Source organism: Aurantimonas sp. 22II-16-19i, from assembly GCF_002088275.1.
Classification (GTDB): Bacteria; Pseudomonadota; Alphaproteobacteria; order Rhizobiales; family Rhizobiaceae; genus Jiella.
In genome coordinates, this window is record NZ_AQQS01000005.1 from 1 (window position 1) to 17,308 (window position 17,308).

15 protein-coding genes are annotated in these 17,308 nt (G+C 68.2%); 4 read left to right on the top strand and 11 right to left on the bottom strand.

The window, feature by feature from the left end; all coding sequences use genetic code 11:
* Positions 1–44: 44 nt before the first annotated feature.
* From ATO4_RS06255 to ATO4_RS06295, 9 genes are all read right to left on the bottom strand, one after another.
* A complete protein-coding gene (locus tag ATO4_RS06255) occupies positions 45–1,082 on the bottom strand; it encodes a tagatose 1,6-diphosphate aldolase (protein ID WP_083590580.1) in 1,038 nt (345 codons plus the stop codon).
* The gene (locus tag ATO4_RS06260; protein WP_083590581.1) at positions 1,079–2,020 is read right to left on the bottom strand and encodes a sugar kinase; all 942 of its coding nucleotides are present in this window, start codon (positions 2,018–2,020) and stop codon (positions 1,079–1,081) included. The genes ATO4_RS06255 and ATO4_RS06260 overlap by 4 nt, the downstream gene beginning before the upstream one ends.
* Positions 2,017–3,477 carry an NAD-dependent succinate-semialdehyde dehydrogenase gene (locus ATO4_RS06265; protein WP_083590582.1) on the bottom strand — a complete coding sequence of 487 codons (1,461 nt, stop codon included), beginning with the start codon at positions 3,475–3,477 and terminating at the stop codon, positions 2,017–2,019. The genes ATO4_RS06260 and ATO4_RS06265 overlap by 4 nt, the downstream gene beginning before the upstream one ends.
* A gap of 112 nt (positions 3,478–3,589) precedes the next feature.
* On the bottom strand, positions 3,590–4,660 hold the full coding sequence (ugpC, locus tag ATO4_RS06270) for a sn-glycerol-3-phosphate ABC transporter ATP-binding protein UgpC (RefSeq protein WP_083590583.1): 1,071 nt from the start codon (positions 4,658–4,660) through the stop codon (positions 3,590–3,592).
* Positions 4,660–5,661: an alcohol dehydrogenase catalytic domain-containing protein gene (locus ATO4_RS06275; protein ID WP_245308600.1), complete on the bottom strand. Its 1,002-nt coding sequence runs from the start codon at positions 5,659–5,661 to the stop codon at positions 4,660–4,662. The genes ugpC and ATO4_RS06275 overlap by 1 nt, the downstream gene beginning before the upstream one ends.
* 5 nt (positions 5,662–5,666) lie before the next feature.
* Positions 5,667–6,500 carry a carbohydrate ABC transporter permease gene (locus ATO4_RS06280; RefSeq protein ID WP_083590584.1) on the bottom strand — a complete coding sequence of 278 codons (834 nt, stop codon included), beginning with the start codon at positions 6,498–6,500 and terminating at the stop codon, positions 5,667–5,669.
* 4 nt (positions 6,501–6,504) lie between these two features.
* Positions 6,505–7,365: a sugar ABC transporter permease gene (locus ATO4_RS06285; protein ID WP_083590585.1), complete on the bottom strand. Its 861-nt coding sequence runs from the start codon at positions 7,363–7,365 to the stop codon at positions 6,505–6,507.
* A 5-nt stretch (positions 7,366–7,370) separates the two neighbouring features.
* Positions 7,371–8,096: an SDR family oxidoreductase gene (locus tag ATO4_RS06290; protein WP_083590586.1), complete on the bottom strand. Its 726-nt coding sequence runs from the start codon at positions 8,094–8,096 to the stop codon at positions 7,371–7,373.
* Between the two features lie 111 nt (positions 8,097–8,207).
* Positions 8,208–9,512, bottom strand: a complete 1,305-nt coding sequence (locus ATO4_RS06295; RefSeq protein WP_083590587.1) for a sugar ABC transporter substrate-binding protein — start codon at positions 9,510–9,512, stop codon at positions 8,208–8,210.
* A gap of 217 nt (positions 9,513–9,729) precedes the next feature.
* Here ATO4_RS06295 and ATO4_RS06300 point away from each other — a divergent pair, with 217 nt between their 5' ends.
* From ATO4_RS06300 to ATO4_RS06310, 3 genes are all read left to right on the top strand, one after another.
* A complete protein-coding gene (locus ATO4_RS06300; RefSeq protein WP_083590588.1) occupies positions 9,730–10,785 on the top strand; it encodes a LacI family DNA-binding transcriptional regulator in 1,056 nt (351 codons plus the stop codon).
* Positions 10,786–10,852: 67 nt separating this feature from the next.
* Positions 10,853–11,995, top strand: coding sequence for a mandelate racemase/muconate lactonizing enzyme family protein (locus ATO4_RS06305; RefSeq protein WP_083590589.1), 1,143 nt, complete (start codon positions 10,853–10,855; stop codon positions 11,993–11,995).
* Between the two features lie 140 nt (positions 11,996–12,135).
* Positions 12,136–13,116, top strand: coding sequence for a LacI family DNA-binding transcriptional regulator (locus tag ATO4_RS06310; RefSeq protein ID WP_083590711.1), 981 nt, complete (start codon positions 12,136–12,138; stop codon positions 13,114–13,116).
* Positions 13,117–13,165: 49 nt separating this feature from the next.
* Here ATO4_RS06310 and ATO4_RS06315 read toward each other — a convergent pair whose 3' ends face one another.
* Positions 13,166–13,978, bottom strand: coding sequence for an aldolase/citrate lyase family protein (locus tag ATO4_RS06315; protein ID WP_083590590.1), 813 nt, complete (start codon positions 13,976–13,978; stop codon positions 13,166–13,168).
* A gap of 10 nt (positions 13,979–13,988) precedes the next feature.
* Positions 13,989–15,719 (bottom strand): L-arabinonate dehydratase, encoded by a 1,731-nt coding sequence (gene araD / locus ATO4_RS06320; RefSeq protein ID WP_083590591.1) that lies wholly within the window; start codon positions 15,717–15,719, stop codon positions 13,989–13,991.
* Positions 15,720–16,252: 533 nt separating this feature from the next.
* Between araD and ATO4_RS06325 the strand changes: the two genes are divergently transcribed.
* On the top strand, positions 16,253–17,173 hold the full coding sequence (locus ATO4_RS06325) for a tripartite tricarboxylate transporter substrate binding protein (RefSeq protein WP_176222879.1): 921 nt from the start codon (positions 16,253–16,255) through the stop codon (positions 17,171–17,173).
* The last annotated feature ends 135 nt before the right edge of the window (positions 17,174–17,308 follow it).

The following is a 17,308-nucleotide window of genomic DNA, read 5'->3' on the forward strand; positions in this document are numbered from 1 at the left end:
GCGCGTCGCCGGGGGAGGGCCTCTTCGTGCCATATGCGGTGCCGTCAGGCGTAGCTCGCGGCGAATGCTCCCTCGCGGGTGAATGTCCCGTGCGAGGCCGGGAAGCGCCAGGGCTCTGCGACCTCGCGGGTCAGCTGCGTCAGGCGATCGAGACGCTGCTTGCCGTCGGCCTCGAGGAGGGCGAGGACCTTCGCCTCGTCCGGGAAGGCGGACTGGATGGCATCGAGCCAGATCGTGCGCCCGGCCAGGAACCCTTGTGCGCCCGCGGCATAGGCATAGCTCAGAACCCGGCCGAACTGCTCCGGCGTCACGCCACCCGACAGCATCACCCATGGGATGCCGGCCTCGCGGCAGATCGAGCCGACGGCGTCGAACTCGCGCGCCGCAGCGCGGGAATCGGCGCTGTCGGAGCGTTCCGGCAGGGCCGAGCCGGGAAGCGGCGTCTCCAGCTTGAAGAGGTCCACCCCGTATTCCGGCTTGGCGAATTCGCGCACGCTGTCGATGACGAGCTCGGCGCGCTTGTCCGGCGACTCGACGTAGTCGGTCGTGTGGCCGGCGCTTTCCGGGAACGGATAGACGAGGAGTTCGAGGACATAGGGTATGTCGTGGCGGCGGCACTCGGCGCCGACCGTGCGGACATAGTCCTTCTGATGCTCGATCACCTCCGGCGAGGCGTCCGGACGATACCAGGCGAGGACCTTCACCGCGTCGCCGCCGAGGCGGCGGATCTTGTCGACGGACCAGTTGTCGATCGAGCGGGACAGGCGGCCGCCGGGCGTATCGACGAAGCGGTGCTCCTCGAGCGTCACGATGAGACCCGTGCGGGCGGGGAGGATGTCGAGGGCCGCCGGCACCGCGAAGTTCGGATCGAGGAGCATCGAGCTGGCTTCGGAGGCGAGAGCCTGGACCAGCATGCGCTTGGCGGCCAGCATCTCGGCGAAGGTCACCGCCTCGGGTCCGACGTTCCTCGCCTTGGCGATCGCCGCGATCAGCGGCGGGCGCTGGTCGAGGGCGACCATGGTGAAATGGCCATCGTCATCGGCGAGGCGCGTCAGGCCGCGCAGCTTTCCGAACGTCGTCATGAATGGGTTCTCCAGAATGATAGGCTTGCATCGAGGGTTGGAATTCCGCTGCGACCGTCCGGCCGCGTGCATTTGAGCGCGGCGACGGCGGAGGCGAAGATCATCGCGTCTCTGGTCGGGGCCTGCCGCGACAGGGCATAGGCATAGGCGCCGTGGAAGACGTCGCCGGCGCCGGTGGTGTCGACCGCGTCCACGGGGAAGGCGTCGGCGCGGTGGATCTCACCGCCTTCGAGCCACAGGACGCCGGCCTCGCCCAGGGTCACCGCCGACACGGCGCAGCCGTACCGCTCGGCAACGGTGCGCAGGGCCGTTTCGCAGGCGCTGCCGGCATAGGCGGTCAGGGCCGGTTCGGAAAAGATCGCGTGGTCGGTGAGCGGCAGCAGCATCTCGAAGATGGCGGCCTCGGCGACGTCGCCGTCGAGGACCGTCGGGACGCGGAACTTCCGGCAGGCGTCGAAGCCGGCGGCCGCGCCGTCCGGCCAGCGCGGATCGGCAAGGAGGGCTCCGAAGCTCCGCAACTCGTCGAAGGGCAGCCAATCCGCCGCGGTCGGCAGCGACGCGCCGCGAAAATTGGCGATCTGGCGCTCGCCGGTCCGGTCGACGAAGATTCCGGAGAGCGACGAGCGCGATCCCTCGAACAGGCGGAAATGTGTCACGTCGACGCCTTCTGCGGCGAGTTCGGCCCGCATCAGCTCGCCTTCGCGGTCGGCGCCGGCGCGGCCGAGGAAGGACGCCTCGCCGCCGAGCCGGGCGACGGTGACCGCCGCCGTCGCCGCCATGCCGCCGCCCTTGACCGCGAACTCACCGGCCCGGACCTTGGCGCTGGTTCGGCCCGGCAACGCGTCGACGACCCAGATGTAGTCGAGCGCCGAGAGGCCGAGGCAGGCGACGCGCGCGTCCTTGCGCCGCCATGTCGGTGTCGGGTCGGCGGCGCTCATAGGCCGGCGACGCAGACATATTTGGTCTCGAGATACTCCTCGATGCCGTATTTCGAGCCCTCGCGGCCGAGGCCGGACTGCTTGAAGCCGCCGAACGGCGCCATCTCGTTGGCGATCAGGCCGGAATTGACGCCGACGATGCCGCTCTCGAGCGCCTCGGCGACGCGGAAGGTGCGGGCGAGGTCGCGGGTGTAGAAATAGGCGGCGAGGCCGAATTCGGTGTCGTTGGCCTTGGCGATCACGTCGTCCTCGTCGGTGAAGGCGATGATCGGGGCGAGCGGCGCGAAGGTCTCCTCACGGGCGAGCTTCATGGCCTGCGTGACGTTGGTGATCACCGTCGGCTGAAAGAAGGTGCCGCCGAGGGCATGCCGCTGGCCGCCGGTGACGAGTTCGGCGCCATTGTCGAGGGCGTCCTTCAGATGCTCTTCCATCTTCGCGACGGCCGCATCGTCGATCAGCGGCCCTTGCGTCACGCCCGCGTCCTCGCCGCGCCCGACCGTCAGGCGGTCGGCCTCCGCCGCGAGCTTTGCGGCGAATTCCGCGGCGATGCTCTGATGGACGTAGATGCGGTTGGCGCAGACGCAGGTCTGGCCGGAATTGCGGAACTTGGCGATCATCGCGCCGGCGACCGCGGCGTCGACGTCGGCATCCTCGAAGACGATGAACGGGGCGTTGCCGCCGAGTTCCAGCGACAGCCGCTTGATCGTGTCGGCGCCCTCGCGCATCAGCCAGCGCCCGACCTCGGTCGAGCCGGTGAAGCTGATCTTGGCGATCTTGGTGTTCTTGCAGAACTCCTCGCCGATCATCGAGGCCTTGCCGGTGACGACCTGGAAGACGCCGGCCGGGATGCCGGCGCGTTCGGCGAGGACGCCGAGGGACAGCGCCGACAGCGGCGTCTGGGACGCCGGCTTGACGATGATCGTGCAGCCGGCCGCCAGCGCCGGGCCGGCCTTGCGGGTGATCATCCCGTTGGGGAAGTTCCACGGCGTGATCGCCGCGCAGACGCCGACCGGCTGCTTCATGACGAGGACGCGGCGGTCGCCGCCCGGCGGCGGAACGATGTCGCCATAGACGCGCTTGGCCTCTTCCGCGAACCATTCGAGATAGGCGGCATTGGCGACGATCTCGCCCTTGGCCTCGGCGAGCGGCTTGCCCTGCTCGGCGGTGAGGATGCGGGCGAGATCGTCGGCATTCTCGACGATCAGCTCGTACCAGCGGCGGATCAGGCCGGCGCGCTCCTTGGCGCTCTTCTTCGCCCACAGCTTCTGCGCCGTCTCTGCCGCGTCGATCGCCTCGCGAAGCGTCTCGATGCCAAGGCTCGGCACCGTGCCGACCAGGGCGCCGTCGGCCGGATTGGTGACGGCGATGCCCCGATCGCCGTCGGCGGGGATCCAGCGGCCCGCGACGAGGCAGGACTGGGTGAAGAGGGACGGATCCTTCAAAGATGCGATGGACATGTCGGCTGTCCTCCTTGGCATGGGTCTGTGAATGCCGAGCGACCTTGCGGCCGCGGCGTTGCGGTGATGCGGATCGGGGCGGACGGCCCCGCGTTGGACGGGCCCGGTCCGCTCACCGGATGATCGCGCCCGAGGCGGTCTCGAAGAGATGCGCCTTGCCGGGGACCGGAGCGAGCGGCATCACGTCGCCCGGTCGGGGCCGGCGATCCGGCTCGACGCGGGCGATGGCGTTGGCGCCCGCGACCTTGAAGTGGACGAGGGTGTCCGAGCCGAGCGGTTCGACGAGTTCGACATTCGCCATCAGGGCGGCCTCTGCCGCTGGCACGACCGCCAGATGTTCGGGTCGCACGCCGAGGATCGCCGAACCCTTGGCGGGCACGCGGCGCGCGAGGTCCGCGGTGCCGGGCAGCCTGTGGCCGTCGCTCAGCGTCAGCTGGTCGCCCGCCCCGGTCACCTCCATGAAGTTCATCGACGGCGAGCCGATGAAGCTCGCCACGAACTGGTTCGCCGGCGTCTCGTAGACTTCCTCGGGCGTTCCGACCTGCTGGATCAAGCCGGATTTCATCACCACGATCCGGTCGGCCATGGTCATCGCCTCGATCTGGTCGTGGGTGACGAAGACCATGGTGGTGCGCAGCTTCTGGGACAGCGCCTTGATCTCGGTGCGCACCTGCGCGCGCAGCTTGGCGTCGAGATTGGAGAGCGGCTCGTCGAACAGGAACACCTGCGGGTCGCGGACGATCGCCCGGCCCATCGCGACGCGCTGGCGCTGTCCGCCCGACAGCGCCTTCGGCCGGCGGTCGAGATAGGCGCCGATGTCGAGGAGCCTGGCGGCATGTTCGACGCGGCCGGCGATGTCGTCGCGCTTCATGCCGCGCATCTCGAGCGCGAAGGACATGTTCTGGCGAACCGTCATGTGCGGGTAGAGCGCGTAGTCCTGAAACACCATGGCGATGTCGCGGCGCGCCGGCGGCACGCCGTTGACCTGGCGTTCGCCGATGAAGAGTTCGCCCCCGTCGATCGCCTCGAGACCGGCCAGAACTCGCAGAAGCGTCGACTTGCCGCAGCCGGACGGGCCGACGAGGACGACGAATTCGTGGTCGGCGATCTCCAGGCTGAGGTCCGGGATCGCGGTGAAGTCGCCGTATTTCTTGACGAGGTTGTGCATGCGGATCGAGGCCATCAGCGCGGCTCCCCGAAGGCGAGGACCGGCTTGATCGTCTCGCCGGCAGCAAAGCGGGCAAATTTCTCCGGCAGGGCATCGAGCCCGAAGGCCTCGTCGACGAGGCGGCGATAGCGCTCCTTGTTGGCGCGCAGAAGCTCGACGTTGGGCTGGAAGTCGGACTTCGGGAAATAGAAGGTCCGCAGCATCGCGAAATCCTTTCGCCTGAAGATCTTGTCCTCGGTGATGGTCCAGGGGGCGGCATTCTCGCCGACGAGCACGATCACCCCTTTCGGCAGCACGAGCTCGATCGCCAGGTTGCGCGCGGCATGGGCGCCGGAGCATTCGACGATCAGCGAGAAGCGCTTGTCGCGGCTGCCGACGGGATGCGGCGTCGCGCCGAAATCCGCGGCGATGGCGAGGCGTGCCGGGTTCGGATCGGAGACGTGGACCGCCTCGTAGCCGAGCGCCTTCAGCGCCAGGACGACGCCGAGGCCGACGGGGCCTGCGCCGGTGACGAGGACGGGCCGGCCGGCGTCCCGCGGCAGGAAGCGCTCGGCCTCGCGCACGGCATGGGCCGAGGTGCCGATGGTGTCGAGGAGCAGGGGCCCGAGATCGTCGTCGATGTCGCCCGGAACCGGCAGCAGGCAGTTGTCGGGCACGGCGACGAACTCGCAATAGCCGCCGTCGCGGTTCCAGCCGATCAGCGAGGAGACCTCGATGCACATCTGGGTGTTGCCGGCCGCACAGGCTTCGCAATGGCCGCAATGGAGCGGGATGTAGACGGCGCAGCGCTGGGCGTCCAAGGGGTGGCCCGGCTGTTCGACCCGCCCGAAAATCTCGTGGCCGGCGATGAACTCGGCGCCCTTGTGCCAGAGCTTGAAGTCGGAGCCGCAGAGGGCGGTCCGCAGCACGCGCAGGAGCGCTTCCCCGGGGCCGGGCTTCGGCATCTCGACGGTTCTAATGGCGATGGTATCGTCGCCCCTGAAGTCGGCGGCGCGCATCTGGTCGTTGGTGAGCATCGATGTCAGCCTTTCACGGCACCGAGCGTCAGGCCGGAGATCAGCCAGCGCTGGACGACGAGGGCGAGGGCGAGGGGCGGAAGCGCGATCAGGGTGGCGGCCGCCATCAGCCCGCCCCAGTTGGTCGAGCCTTCGCCGATGAAGTTGAAGGAGGCGGCGATCAGCGTCTTGGTGTCGGAGTTCGACAGGACCAGCGCGAAGAGGAAGTAGTTCCAGGAGAAGACGAAGGCCAGGATCGAGGAGACCGCCAGCCCCGACACCACCAGCGGCAGGGCGATGCGCCAGAAGATGCGCACCGGCGTGCAGCCGTCGACCTGCGCGGCCTCGAAGACGCTGCGCGGAATGTTGTCGAAGAACGGCAGCAGCACCCAGATCACGATCGGCATGGTGATCACCGCATGGGTGAGGATCAGCGCGCCATAGGTGCCGATCATGTCGACCTGCCGGAACATCACGTACCAGGGCAAGAGGAACAGCGTGCCGGGCGCCATGCGGGCGAGCAGCGTGACGATCGCCGGCCAGGTGATCCGCGTCCAGGAGACGACGAAGGCGGCCGGCGCGCCGAGCAGCATGCCGAGGGCCGTCGAGCCGATCGTGACGATGAGGGAATTGATCCCGAACTGCAGGAAGGGCGTCGTTTCGGAGAGCGAACGGTAGTTGTCGAGCGTCGGCGTGAAGAAGATCGTCGGCGGATAGGCCGTGACCTCATAGCTCTCCTTGAAGGACGACAGCACCATCCAGGCGACCGGCGCCAGCACGGCGATGCCGGCCACAACCAGCAGCACGACGTCGAGGATGGCGATCAGCCGGTCGGATGGGCGGTTGGCGAGGGATGACATGGCGTTACCAGGCAACGGCGTGACGGAGGCGGTTGAGGACGAGGGTGACGCCGAGGACGATCACCGACAACGTCACCATCAGGGCGCTGGCATAGCCGAGCTGGAAGAACTCGAAGCCGGTGCGGAAGCCGTAGATGTTGAGCGTCAGCGAGGCGTTGGCGGGGCCGCCCTGGGTGGTGATGTAGATGAGGTCGAAGAAGCGCAGGAGATCGACCGAGCGCAGCACCATGGCGGTGACCAGCGTCGGCAGGAGCAGCGGCAAAGTGATGCGCCAGAAGCGCTTCCAGCCGGACGCGCCGTCGATCTCGGCGGCCTCGTAGACCGACGGCGGCAGCGACTGCAGACCGCCGAGCACGATCAGCGCGACATAGGGGCTCCACTGCCAGGTATCGATCAGCGCCAGGGTCGGCACCACCCATTGCGGCGAGGCGAGCCATTCGGACGGCGGCAGGCCGAAGGACGTCAGGATGTAGTTGGCCGCGCCCAGCGAGGGATCGAGGATGACCAGCCACATCATCCCGGCGACGACCGGGGGCATCATGAAGGGCGAGATGAACAGCGAGCGCACGAAGCCCGGCAGGCGCTTGGCGCGAAACAGCAGCAAGGCGAGGCCGGTCCCGAAGATCAGCTGCAGGACCAGGGACAGGATGTAGAGGTAGAAGGTGACGACGACGCCGTTCCAGAAATTCTCGTCGCTCACCATCCGGACGTAGTTGCCGGCCCCGACGAAGCTCGTCGCGCCGGTGGCGCTGAACGCCACCAGGCTGAGATACAGCGTGTAGACCACCGGAAAGGCGATCATCGCCACGGTGAAGACGACGGCCGGCGCTCCGAGCGCGGCGAGTTGACCCTTGGCTGTCTGCATCGTCCCTATCCTGCGAGAAAGCCGCCGTCGACGGCGTAGACCGCCCCGGTCACGTAGGCGGCGGCCGGCATGGCCAGGAAGGCGACCGCCCCGGCGACGTCCTCCGGCTGGCCCCAGCGCTTGAAGGCCGTGCGATCGGCGATCTTGCGGTAATGGGCCGCGTCCTTGCGTCCCTCGGCGTTGATGTTGGTCTCGATGAAGCCCGGCGCGACGGCGTTGACGCGGATGCCCTCGGCCGCCCATGCCAGCGCCAGAGAGCGGGTGAGCATCACCACGCCGCCCTTCGAGGCGCAGTATCCCGGCAGCCGGGGCAGGGCCGCGAAGGCGTTCATGGAGGCGATGTTGACGATCGAGCCCCGCCGCTCGGCGAGCCCAGGCCGGAAGGCGAGGCAGGTCGCCATGGTACCGACGAGATTGACCTCGATCACCCGGCGGAAGACGTCGAGCTCGTACTCCTCGTCGCGTCTCAGGATGCCGGCGCAGTTGACCAGCAGGTCGACCGGGCCGACGGCCGCCGCATAGGCGTCGACGGCAGCCTTGTCGGTGACGTCGAGAACGTCGAGCCGGGTGCCCTCTGGGGCGTCGCAGCCGGCGATCTCGGCCTCGCCGACCCCGGTCGCCCGGAGCTCGCAGCCGAGCGCGCCGAGCTGGCGGAGGATCGCGAGCCCGATCCCGCCGGCGCCGCCGATGACGGCGGCCCGGAAGCCGGGCGCAAGGGCGAAGTTGTTCATGCCGGACGGTCCGCGGGCTTGCGAGGAGCGTGCCCGGCGACGAGCCGGACACGGGATGAGGCAGGCGGCCGCCGCGGGACGAACAGGACCCCCGGCGACCGATGGCGGCGACTATTCACGGGCGATCAGCGCATTCAACGCTTCGTCGGCGGCGGCGCAGGCGGTCTCCACGTCGGCCTCGCCGAGCAGGATCTGGTCCACGGCCTGGCCGATATATTCGCGCGATTCCGGGTTCTGGACGATCGGGAAGCCGACCTCCGAGGTGCCGGTCGTGGCGAGCTCGTCGAGCGTCTTCTGCCATTGCTGGCGCAGCGGCTGCTCTTCGAGCCAGGCCTTGTAGTCCGGATCCTGCGACACCGCCTGGCGCGGCGGCGCGATGCCCTCGAGGGCGAGCTTGGCCTGCATCTTCGGGCTCGTCGCCCACTGCACGAAATACCAGGCCGCATCCTTGTTCTCGGAGAAGGCCGAAATGGTCATCGCCCAGCCGATGGTGGTCGGCACCGAGCCACCGTCGCCCTTCGGCAGCGGCACGATCGCCGTGTCCTTCAGCCGCTCGCCGCCTTCCATCACCGAGGGAAACTCGTTGGACGACTGGAAGCTCATGGCCGAGCGGCCGGCGCGATAGAGCGACGTCAGCTGGTAGAAGGAATAGTTGACCGCGCCCGGAGGGCCGTAGTCCTTCAGGAGGTTCGCATAGGTCTGCAGCGCCGCCTTGCCCTCGGCGGAGCACAGGTTCGACTTGCCGTCCTTCATGTACTGCCCGCCCATGTTGTGCAGGAAGTTCGAGAAGGTGTAGGGCAGGGCCGGCTTCAGGCCGCGCGAGGCGAAGGGCGTGATCGAGGAATCGCAGTCCTTGATCGTCTTGGCCGCGGCCTCGATCTCGGCGATCGTCTGCGGCGGCTGGACGTTGCACTTCTCGAAGATGTCGGTCCGGTAGTAGAGGACGGGTCCCTCGATGTTGAGGGGAATGCCGGTCAGGACGCCGTCGAACTTCGCCGCGTCGACCAGGGCCTTGCCGAGGCCGTCGAAATCATAGTCGGGCGCGACGCTGCCGGTGGTGAAGGGCGCAAGGTCGGCATACCAGCCGGCGGCGGCATACTGCATCCCCTCGCGGGACGGCAGCGTCATGAAGACGTCGACCTCGTCCGAGCGCGCGTTGAGGACGGTGAGCAGACGCTGGCGCATCTGCTGTTCCTGGTAGCTGTCGACCTTCAGGTCGATGCCGGTCAGCGCCTTGAACTCGTCCTGATGCTTCAGGATCGCGGTGGCGACCGGATTGTTGTTGGCGAGGAAGGTGATGGTCTCGCCTTCATGCGCCTTCCAGTCGAAGCCTTGCGCGGACGCGGCTCCGATCGTCGTGGACGCCGCCAGCGCGGCGACGATGCAGCCGATTGCGTTGCGTGTGCGTGATGCCATGGTTTCCTCCCGTTGCATCCACGGCTCCCGGGATCGTTTCCTCCTCGATCACGGTCGCCGCTTGTAACCGGTTACATACTCCCGCCGCGAAGTGCCCGTCAACGCGGTTCGCGCTGTTCTGCGCAGAAAACGTCGCTGCACTGCGTCATAAGTACATCTTGCACGGCGTGGTGGAGTTCGCTTATTCGAACCGGATCAAGGGAATGCATCACGGCTCATGAAAACGGTTTCTTCGGCTCTCGACCCAATGACCCGCCGGGCACGCGGCATCGGCATCCGCGCCGTCGCCAAGCAGGCGGGCGTCTCGACGGCGACCGTGTCGCGGTTCCTCAACCGGCCTGAGTCCGTCAGCACGGAACTCGGCCAGCGCATCCGGGCGATCGTCGACGAGGTCGGCTACATTCCCGACGCATCGGCGCGGGCCCTGTCGTCGCGGCGGACCCGCACGATCGGGGCGATCATCCCGACGATCGACAACGCAATGTTCGCGCAGGGGCTGCAGTCGCTCCAGCGCTATCTGTCGAGCCAGAACTACCTCCTCCTTTTGGCGACCAACGAATACGATCTCGACGTCGAACTCGCCCAGGCGCGCAATCTGGTGAGCCGGGGGATCGACGGGCTGCTCCTGCGCGGCGACGCCCATCACGACGCCCTGCGCGACCTCCTGCAGGCGCAGGAGATCGATTTCGTCAATGTCGGCGTCTACGATCCGACCAAGCCCTATCCGAGCATCGGCGTCGACAATGCCGGGGCAGGGCGCTGCATCGCCCGCCATCTCGTCGATCTCGGCCATCGCTCCATCGCCATCGTCGCCGCCATGCAGCGCAACAACGACCGCGCACAGGCGCGTCTGCGCGGCATCACCTCGGTTCTGGCGGAGGTCGATGCCGTCCCTGGGCCGGAATGGCAGATCCAGGTGAACTACAAGCTCGACGAGGCGCGGCAGGCGGCCCGCACGCTTCTGCAGCGCCCGGATCGCCCGACCGCGATCGTCTGCGGCAACGACGTCATCGCCTATGGGGTGATGCTGGAAGCGCAGAAGCTCGGCTTCGTCGTGCCGCAGGACCTCTCGGTGGTCGGCTTCGACGACCTCGAATGGAGCCGGCATCTGCAGCCGGCGCTGACGACCATCCACATGCCGACCGACGAGATCTGGACGAGGGCCGGCGAGTATCTGGTGCAGACGCTCGCCGGACACCCGGCGATGAAGCATCGCGAGATCGACTTCTCCCTCGTGGTCCGCGAATCGTCGGCACCGCCGAAACCCGCATGATCGGCTTCCGGTGCGACGGGCCTCCCGGTCTCCTCGCTCGGCGCCGCACCTGACGAAGGATCCCCCGATGTCCTCCCACGCCTTCTCCATCACCCATGTCGAGCCACTGGTCTTTCGGGTGCCGATCGAGACGCCGGTGGTGACGTCCTTCGGCGTGATGCGCGACAGGCCCGCACTGTTCGTCCGCGTCGTCGGAACCGACGGTGCCGAGGGCTGGGGCGAGGTCTGGTGCAATTTTCCCGCGGTCGGGGCCGAGCACCGCGCGCGGCTGATCACCTCCGTGCTGGCGCCGCTCGTGACGGGGCGGGCCTTCGACGAACCCGCCGCGGCATTCGCGCAGCTCAGCGAGGCGACGGCGGTCCTCGCGATCCAGAGCGGCGAGCCGGGCCCGCTGGCGCAGGCGATCGCCGGCATCGACATCGCCCTCTGGGACATGCTCGCGCGCCGGGCCGACGAGCCGCTGCATCGCTTCCTCGGCGGGCCGGACGTCAACCGGGTCAAGGCCTATGCCAGCGGACTCAATGCCGATGCGCCCGAGACGCTCGCGTCACAGAAGGCGGCGGCGGGCTATCGCCGGTTCAAGATCAAGGTCGGCTTCGGCGAAGAGCAGGACCGCCGCAATCTGGACGCGATGCGCGAGACCTTCGGCGACGACACCGACCTGATGGTCGACGCGAACCAGGCCTGGGACGCCGAGACCGCTATTCGCATGGGGCGGCTGTTCGAGCCGCTGCGGCCGCGATGGCTGGAGGAGCCGGTCCGCGCCGACACGCCTATCGACACCTGGCGGTCGGTCGCGGCCGGCTGCGGCGTGCCGCTCGCGAACGGCGAGAACCTCAGGGGCGCGGCTTCCTTCGCGGCGATGGCGGCAAGCGGTGCCGTGCGCTATCTGCAGCCCGACATCGGCAAGTGGGGCGGCATTTCCGGCTGCCTGCCGGTCGCGAGGAACGCCCTCGCCAACGACGTCGTCTACTGCCCGCACTGGCTCGGCGGCGGGGTCGGACTGATCGGCTCGCTGCACCTGCTCGCCGCAGTCGGCGGCGAGGGGCTTCTGGAGGTCGACGCCAACCCCAATCCCCTGCGGGAAGAGCTGATGACCGGCTTCCCTCCGGTGATCGACGGCGACATGCTGGTGCCGCAGGGGGCAGGCCTCGGCGTCGCGCCCGATCTCGCCGCCTTGAAGCGGTATGCGGTGCCATTGCCGGCCTGAAGCATCGTAACATCTTCGGCGCGAATCATGTGATGTTGGATGAAGGGCGTCCGGACCGGGGCGTCGATCGATGACGCCGGGGAGCGGGGGTGGACGAAGCATCGACACGGCGAGGCCGCCGCACCCGCCGGAGCGTGAAGATGAGCGACGTCGCGGATGCCGCGAATGTCTCGCCATCGACGGTCTCGCTGTATCTGCGAAGGCCCAGCGCCGTCTCCAGAAAGGCGGGCGCGGCGATCGCCGGCGCCATCGAGGCGCTCGGCTACGTGCCGAACCTGATGGCGGGGGGCCTCGCCGCGGCGCGCACCCGCGTGGTCGGCGTCGTCGTTCCCTCGATGCGCAACGCCTTCTTCGCCGAGACGGTCTCGTCGATGCAGGCGATCCTGTCGCGGCACGGCTTCCAGGTGATGTTCGGCAATACCGACTATAACGACGAGGCGGAACTGCAGCTGGTTCGGGCGAACCTCTCCTGGTCGCCTTCGGCGATGGTGCTCACCGGCCTTCATCATGCGCCGCTGACGCGCGATCTCCTGCGCGATGCCGATTATCCGGTGGTCGAGATGTGGGAGCTCGGCGGCGAGCCGATCGATCACGCGGTGGGCTTTTCCCATCACGAGGCAGGCCGCGCCGCGGCGCGCCATCTCCTGCGGAAGGGGCGAAAGCGGCTCGCCTTCCTCGGCGCCCGGATGCACGAGGATCGCCGCGCCATGCAGCGGGCGGAGGGCTTTGCCGCCGAAGCCGAGGCCAGCGGCATCGCCGCGGAGATCGTCAATCACATCAAGCCGGCGAGCACCGAAGCTGCGGCGGCCCTCCTCGCCCGCGCCCTCGCCACGGACCCGAGGCTCGACGGGGTTGCTACCTCCAACGACATCGTCGCGCTCGGTCTCCTGTTCGAGTGCTCCCGGCGCGGGGTGGGCGTCCCGGGCGACATTTCGGTGATCGGCTTCGGGGATCTGGAATTTGCCGCGTTCAGCAACCCGTCCCTGACGACGATCCGGCCCTTCGGCGACGTCATCGGCGAGGAGATCGCCCGCCTGATCCTCGACCTTGCCGAGGGCAAGCGCCGGGACGCGGCGGCGATCAACACCGGCTTCGTGGTCGTCGAGCGCGGCAGTGCCTGAAGATGCGCCTGAAGCAGGGCCTGACGAGATGCGCCCGCGGGCGACCGCGTCAGTAGGCGGAGGTGACCTTTCCGGGCTGGCTCGCCGCCTCGCCGCGCAGCTCGCCGAGCCAGTCGCGGGCCCGGCCGGTCATCATCGCGATGTCCGAGGCCATGGCGGAGAAATCGTAGCCGTAGTCGAGGAAACGGCGCACCATCGCCGGGTTCGGCCCGACGATGCCGATCGGCGTGCCGATCGCGCGGGCGTCGCTCGCCGCTCGTTCGAGCAAAGCCTGCACCTCGGTGTGAGCGATGTCGCCGAGGTGACCCATGGCGGCCGACAGGTCGCCCGGCCCGACGAAGATCGCGTCGACGCCGGGGACGGCGGCTATCTCGCGCAAGCGGGAGACCGCTTCCGGCGTCTCGAGCTGCACGATGACCATCACCTCATCGTTCGCCCGCTTGAGATAATCGGTTGCGGAGCCGTAGCGCGAGGCGCGGTGGACGGCGGCGACGCCGCGGATGCCGACCGGCGGATATTTCGCGGCGGACACCGCGGCGGCAGCCTCCTCCGCCGTCTCGACGAAGGGCACCATGAGCGTCTGCGCCCCGGCGTCGAGCACCTTCTTGATCGTCACCTTGTCGTTCCAGGGCAGGCGCACCAGGGGCTCGGCTGGGGTGCAGCCGACCGCCCGCAGGATGTCGGGAAGCTGCCCCACCTCGACCGGCACATGCTCCATGTCGACGACGACGAAGTCGAAGCCGCAATGGCCGATCGCCTCGGTGGGACCGGGGGCAGCCGACATCAGCCATGTGCCCAGCGGCGGCATCGGGCGATCCTCGGTCAGCATGCGGCGGAAGCGGTTGGTGATGTCGATGGTCATGGTGGAGCCTTCAGTGGATGGCCGGTTCCGGCAGGTTGCGGACGCCGGAGAGGAAATCGAAGTCGCAGCCCTCGGGGGCCTGGCTGACATGGCGTTGGTAGAGCGCCGTGAAGGACGTCTCGTAGAGGGCGCCACGCGGCGGGAGCGCTGCGCGGCGAGCCTCGAGTTCCGCATCGTCGACGCGCATGTCGAGCCGCCCGGCCTCCACGTCGAGGACGACGACGTCGCCCGTGCGAAGCAAAGCGAGCGGGCCGCCGACGGCTGATTCCGGGGCGACGTGGAGGATGCAGGTGCCGTAGTGGGTGCCGCTCATGCGCCCGTCGCAGATGCGCACGATGTCCTTGACGCCGCGCTTGAGCAGCGCCTTGGGGATCGGCAGGTTGCCCCATTCGGGCATGCCCGGCGCGCCGACCGGCCCGGCATTGCGCAACACGAGCACGGTGTCCTCGGTGACGTCGAGATCCGGATCGTCGAGCACCCGCATCATCGTGCCGGGATCGTCGAAGACCAGCGCCGGCCCCTCGTGCCTGAGGAATTTCGGGTCCGCCGCCGACGACTTGATGATCGCTCCGCCCGGCGCGAGATTGCCTTTCAGGAGCGCCAGGGTGCGCCCCTTCGACAGGGGCGTCACCGGGTTGTCCAGCCCGCGGATGACCTCGTCGTTCCAGCACTCGGCGTCGGCGATCGCTTCCCCGATCGTGCGGTTCTCGACCGTGCGGGCGTCGAGCTGGAGATGGCCGGACAGTTTGCGCAGGAGGGCCGGCAGGCCACCGGCGAAGTGGAAGTCCTCCATCAGGTGGGAGCCGGTGGGAAAGAGGTTGGCGAGAACCGGGATCCGGGCGGCCATCTCGGCCATGTCCTCGAGGGTGAGGGGGATGCCGGCGCGTCCCGCCATGGCGATGAGATGGATCGAGGCATTGGTCGAGCCGCCCAGCGCCATGTAGGCCGCCAGCCCGTTCATGAAGCTGTCGCGGGTGAGGATGCCCGAGGGCTTCAGGTCCTCCCATACCATCGCCACGATGCGCTCGCCGCAGAGCGAGGCCATGCGCGGATGGGCGGAATCCACCGCCGGCAGCGACGAGGCGCCGGTGAGCGTCAGCCCCATCGCATCGACGATCGAGGTCATGGTGGAGGCCGTGCCCATGGTGTTGCAGGTGCCGGCCGAGCGGGTCATGCGGCTTTCGAGGTCGACCCAGTCCGCGTCGGAGATCTCGCCCCGGCGAAGCTTGTCGAAATAGGTCTTGGTGTGGGTTCCGGCGCCGGTGACCGTGCCGCGCCATCGGCCGCTCGACATCGGTCCCGCCGGACAGAAGACCGCCGGCAGGTCCATAGAGATCGCGCCCATCAGAAGGCCGGGGGTCGACTTGTCGCAGCCGCCGAGGAGGACGCAGCCGTCGATCGGATGGCAGCGCAGGAGTTCCTCGACCTCCATCGCCAGGAAATTGCGGTAGAGCATGGTCGTCGGCTTCACCATGACCTCGCCGACCGAGAGGGCGGGCAGTTCGACGGGATAGCCGCCGGCCTGCCAGACGCCCCGCTTCACCGCCTCGGCCCGGTCGCGCAGATGGGCGTGGCAGGGGCTCATCTCGCTCCAGGTGTTGATGATGCCGATCACCGGCTTTCCCATGAACTCCTCGCGCCTGAGGCCCATCTGCTGGGTTCGCTGACGGTGGGCGAAGCCGCGGATGTCGCTGGAGGCGAACCATCTCTGGCTGCGGAGCTCGGACAGGCTTTTGGTCATGCAATCGTCATCTGGTTCGAGGAATCAGCGTGGCGTGCCACGTGGCGCCCGGCGCCGGTGGAGTGTCGGCCGCGCGGCACGGCATGTGCCTGCAATGTCGCCCAAAGGCGCGATGGCCGGGCGTCTGCGGCAGCGCCGTCGCGAGGCAAGGCACACGGGCCATCAGATCGCGGTCTTCCCCGGCCCGGCGGGATTGGCGGCCGTGAGCGCGGCGTGTCTCGGCATCGGATTTCCTCCCCTTGCTGCTTTCGGCTCGGCTGCTTTCGGCTCGCCCTCCCAGACCGGCCTGGCAGCTTCGTAGCGCTACGATTTTGTTCTGTCAAAGAGAGTTTGGCGGGTGGAGCGAATTCGACGACCAACCGCAAAACGCTCCATGTGTAGAGCGAGAGCGGAGGCCGATTTCTTCCGTCTTTTCCGCCGCCATGATTGACAGGAATTTTCGTATCGCTACGATTTGTGTGTTGCCGGAGCGGGGAGCGTGCCGGTGATTCAGAGAAGGCCGCGCCAGCGGCTCGACGATCCGGGAGGAAATGATGAAGAGAACGACCCTAGCCCTTGCGCTCGCCTTGTCGACAGCTGCTGGCGCGGCCAGCGCTCAGACGGTGGAGATGATCGTTCCGTTCAGTGCCGGCGGCGGCACCGACACGGTCGCCCGGGTGTTCGAGCCGGGCTTTTCCGAGGCGCTCGGCCGGACGGTCGTCATCCGCAACATCGACGGCGCGAGCGGCACCATCGGCGCGGCAGCGGCAGCCAATGCCGCGGCGGATGGCTCGTCCGTCGGCTACCTGCCGATCGGACCCCTGGCGATCCAGCCGTCGCTGCGCGAGACGTCCTACGGCGCCGACGACTTCGCCTATGTCTGCCAGACGACGTCGACGCCGGTCTTCCTCCTGTCGAAGACGGATGGCGAGGCTGGCTCGGTCGAGGACTGGGTGGCGCGCGGCAAGGACAGCCGGGTCGTCTACGGCTCCTCCGGTCCCGGCACGATCCCCCATCTCGCGATGGCGGCGTTCGCCTCGAAGGCCGGCCTCAAGGCGGTCCATCTGCCGTTCAACGGCACCGGCCCGGCAATGAACGCCATGGCTGGCGGCGAGATCGACCTCTTCGTCGACACGGCGACGGTGCTGGAGAACAACGACGTCAAGGCGCTCGCCGTCTTTGCGCCCGAGCGGCTCGAGGCCTATCCGGACGTTCCGACCATGAAGGAGGCCGGCTACGATCTCGACTTCTCCGTCTGGCAGGGGCTCGTCGCCCCCGCCGGCGTCGAGGGGGAGACCTTGGCGGCCTATTCCGAGGCCTGCCGGAAAGCCATCGAGACCGACCGCTTCAAGAAGCTCGCGCAGGATACCAACACCGGGATCCTCTATCGCGGTCCGGAGGAGTTCGCGGCCTTCGTCAAGCGGAACGCCGAACAGAACCGGACGATCCTGAAGGATGCCGGCCTGGTTCAGTAGGTTCGGATGACGATCGGCGCCGGGACACCAGGTCCCGGCGCTAGAGCGGGATGAGATCAGCCTCGATCGACATCCCGCGCCATCTTATTGTTGCCGCATGATTTTTCCCGAAAACCGGTTCCCACTTTTCGGGAT

Bases quoted from the DNA above. Each gene is read 5' to 3' on its own strand.
- ATO4_RS06315 (WP_083590590.1), bottom strand. From the start codon at position 13,978: ATGACCATCGACATCACCAACCGCTTCCGCCGCATGCTGACCGAGGAT.
- ATO4_RS06325 (WP_176222879.1), top strand. From the start codon at position 16,253: ATGAAGAGAACGACCCTAGCCCTTGCGCTCGCCTTGTCGACAGCTGCT.
- ATO4_RS06295 (WP_083590587.1), bottom strand. From the start codon at position 9,512: ATGGCATCACGCACACGCAACGCAATCGGCTGCATCGTCGCCGCGCTG.
- ATO4_RS06255 (WP_083590580.1), bottom strand. From the start codon at position 1,082: ATGACGACGTTCGGAAAGCTGCGCGGCCTGACGCGCCTCGCCGATGAC.
- ugpC (WP_083590583.1), bottom strand. From the start codon at position 4,660: ATGGCCTCGATCCGCATGCACAACCTCGTCAAGAAATACGGCGACTTC.
- ATO4_RS06310 (WP_083590711.1), top strand. From the start codon at position 12,136: ATGAGCGACGTCGCGGATGCCGCGAATGTCTCGCCATCGACGGTCTCG.
- ATO4_RS06300 (WP_083590588.1), top strand. From the start codon at position 9,730: ATGAAAACGGTTTCTTCGGCTCTCGACCCAATGACCCGCCGGGCACGC.
- ATO4_RS06290 (WP_083590586.1), bottom strand. From the start codon at position 8,096: ATGAACAACTTCGCCCTTGCGCCCGGCTTCCGGGCCGCCGTCATCGGC.
- ATO4_RS06305 (WP_083590589.1), top strand. From the start codon at position 10,853: ATGTCCTCCCACGCCTTCTCCATCACCCATGTCGAGCCACTGGTCTTT.
- ATO4_RS06260 (WP_083590581.1), bottom strand. From the start codon at position 2,020: ATGAGCGCCGCCGACCCGACACCGACATGGCGGCGCAAGGACGCGCGC.
- araD (WP_083590591.1), bottom strand. From the start codon at position 15,719: ATGACCAAAAGCCTGTCCGAGCTCCGCAGCCAGAGATGGTTCGCCTCC.
- ATO4_RS06265 (WP_083590582.1), bottom strand. From the start codon at position 3,477: ATGTCCATCGCATCTTTGAAGGATCCGTCCCTCTTCACCCAGTCCTGC.
- ATO4_RS06285 (WP_083590585.1), bottom strand. From the start codon at position 7,365: ATGCAGACAGCCAAGGGTCAACTCGCCGCGCTCGGAGCGCCGGCCGTC.
- ATO4_RS06280 (WP_083590584.1), bottom strand. From the start codon at position 6,500: ATGTCATCCCTCGCCAACCGCCCATCCGACCGGCTGATCGCCATCCTC.
- ATO4_RS06275 (WP_245308600.1), bottom strand. From the start codon at position 5,661: ATGCTCACCAACGACCAGATGCGCGCCGCCGACTTCAGGGGCGACGAT.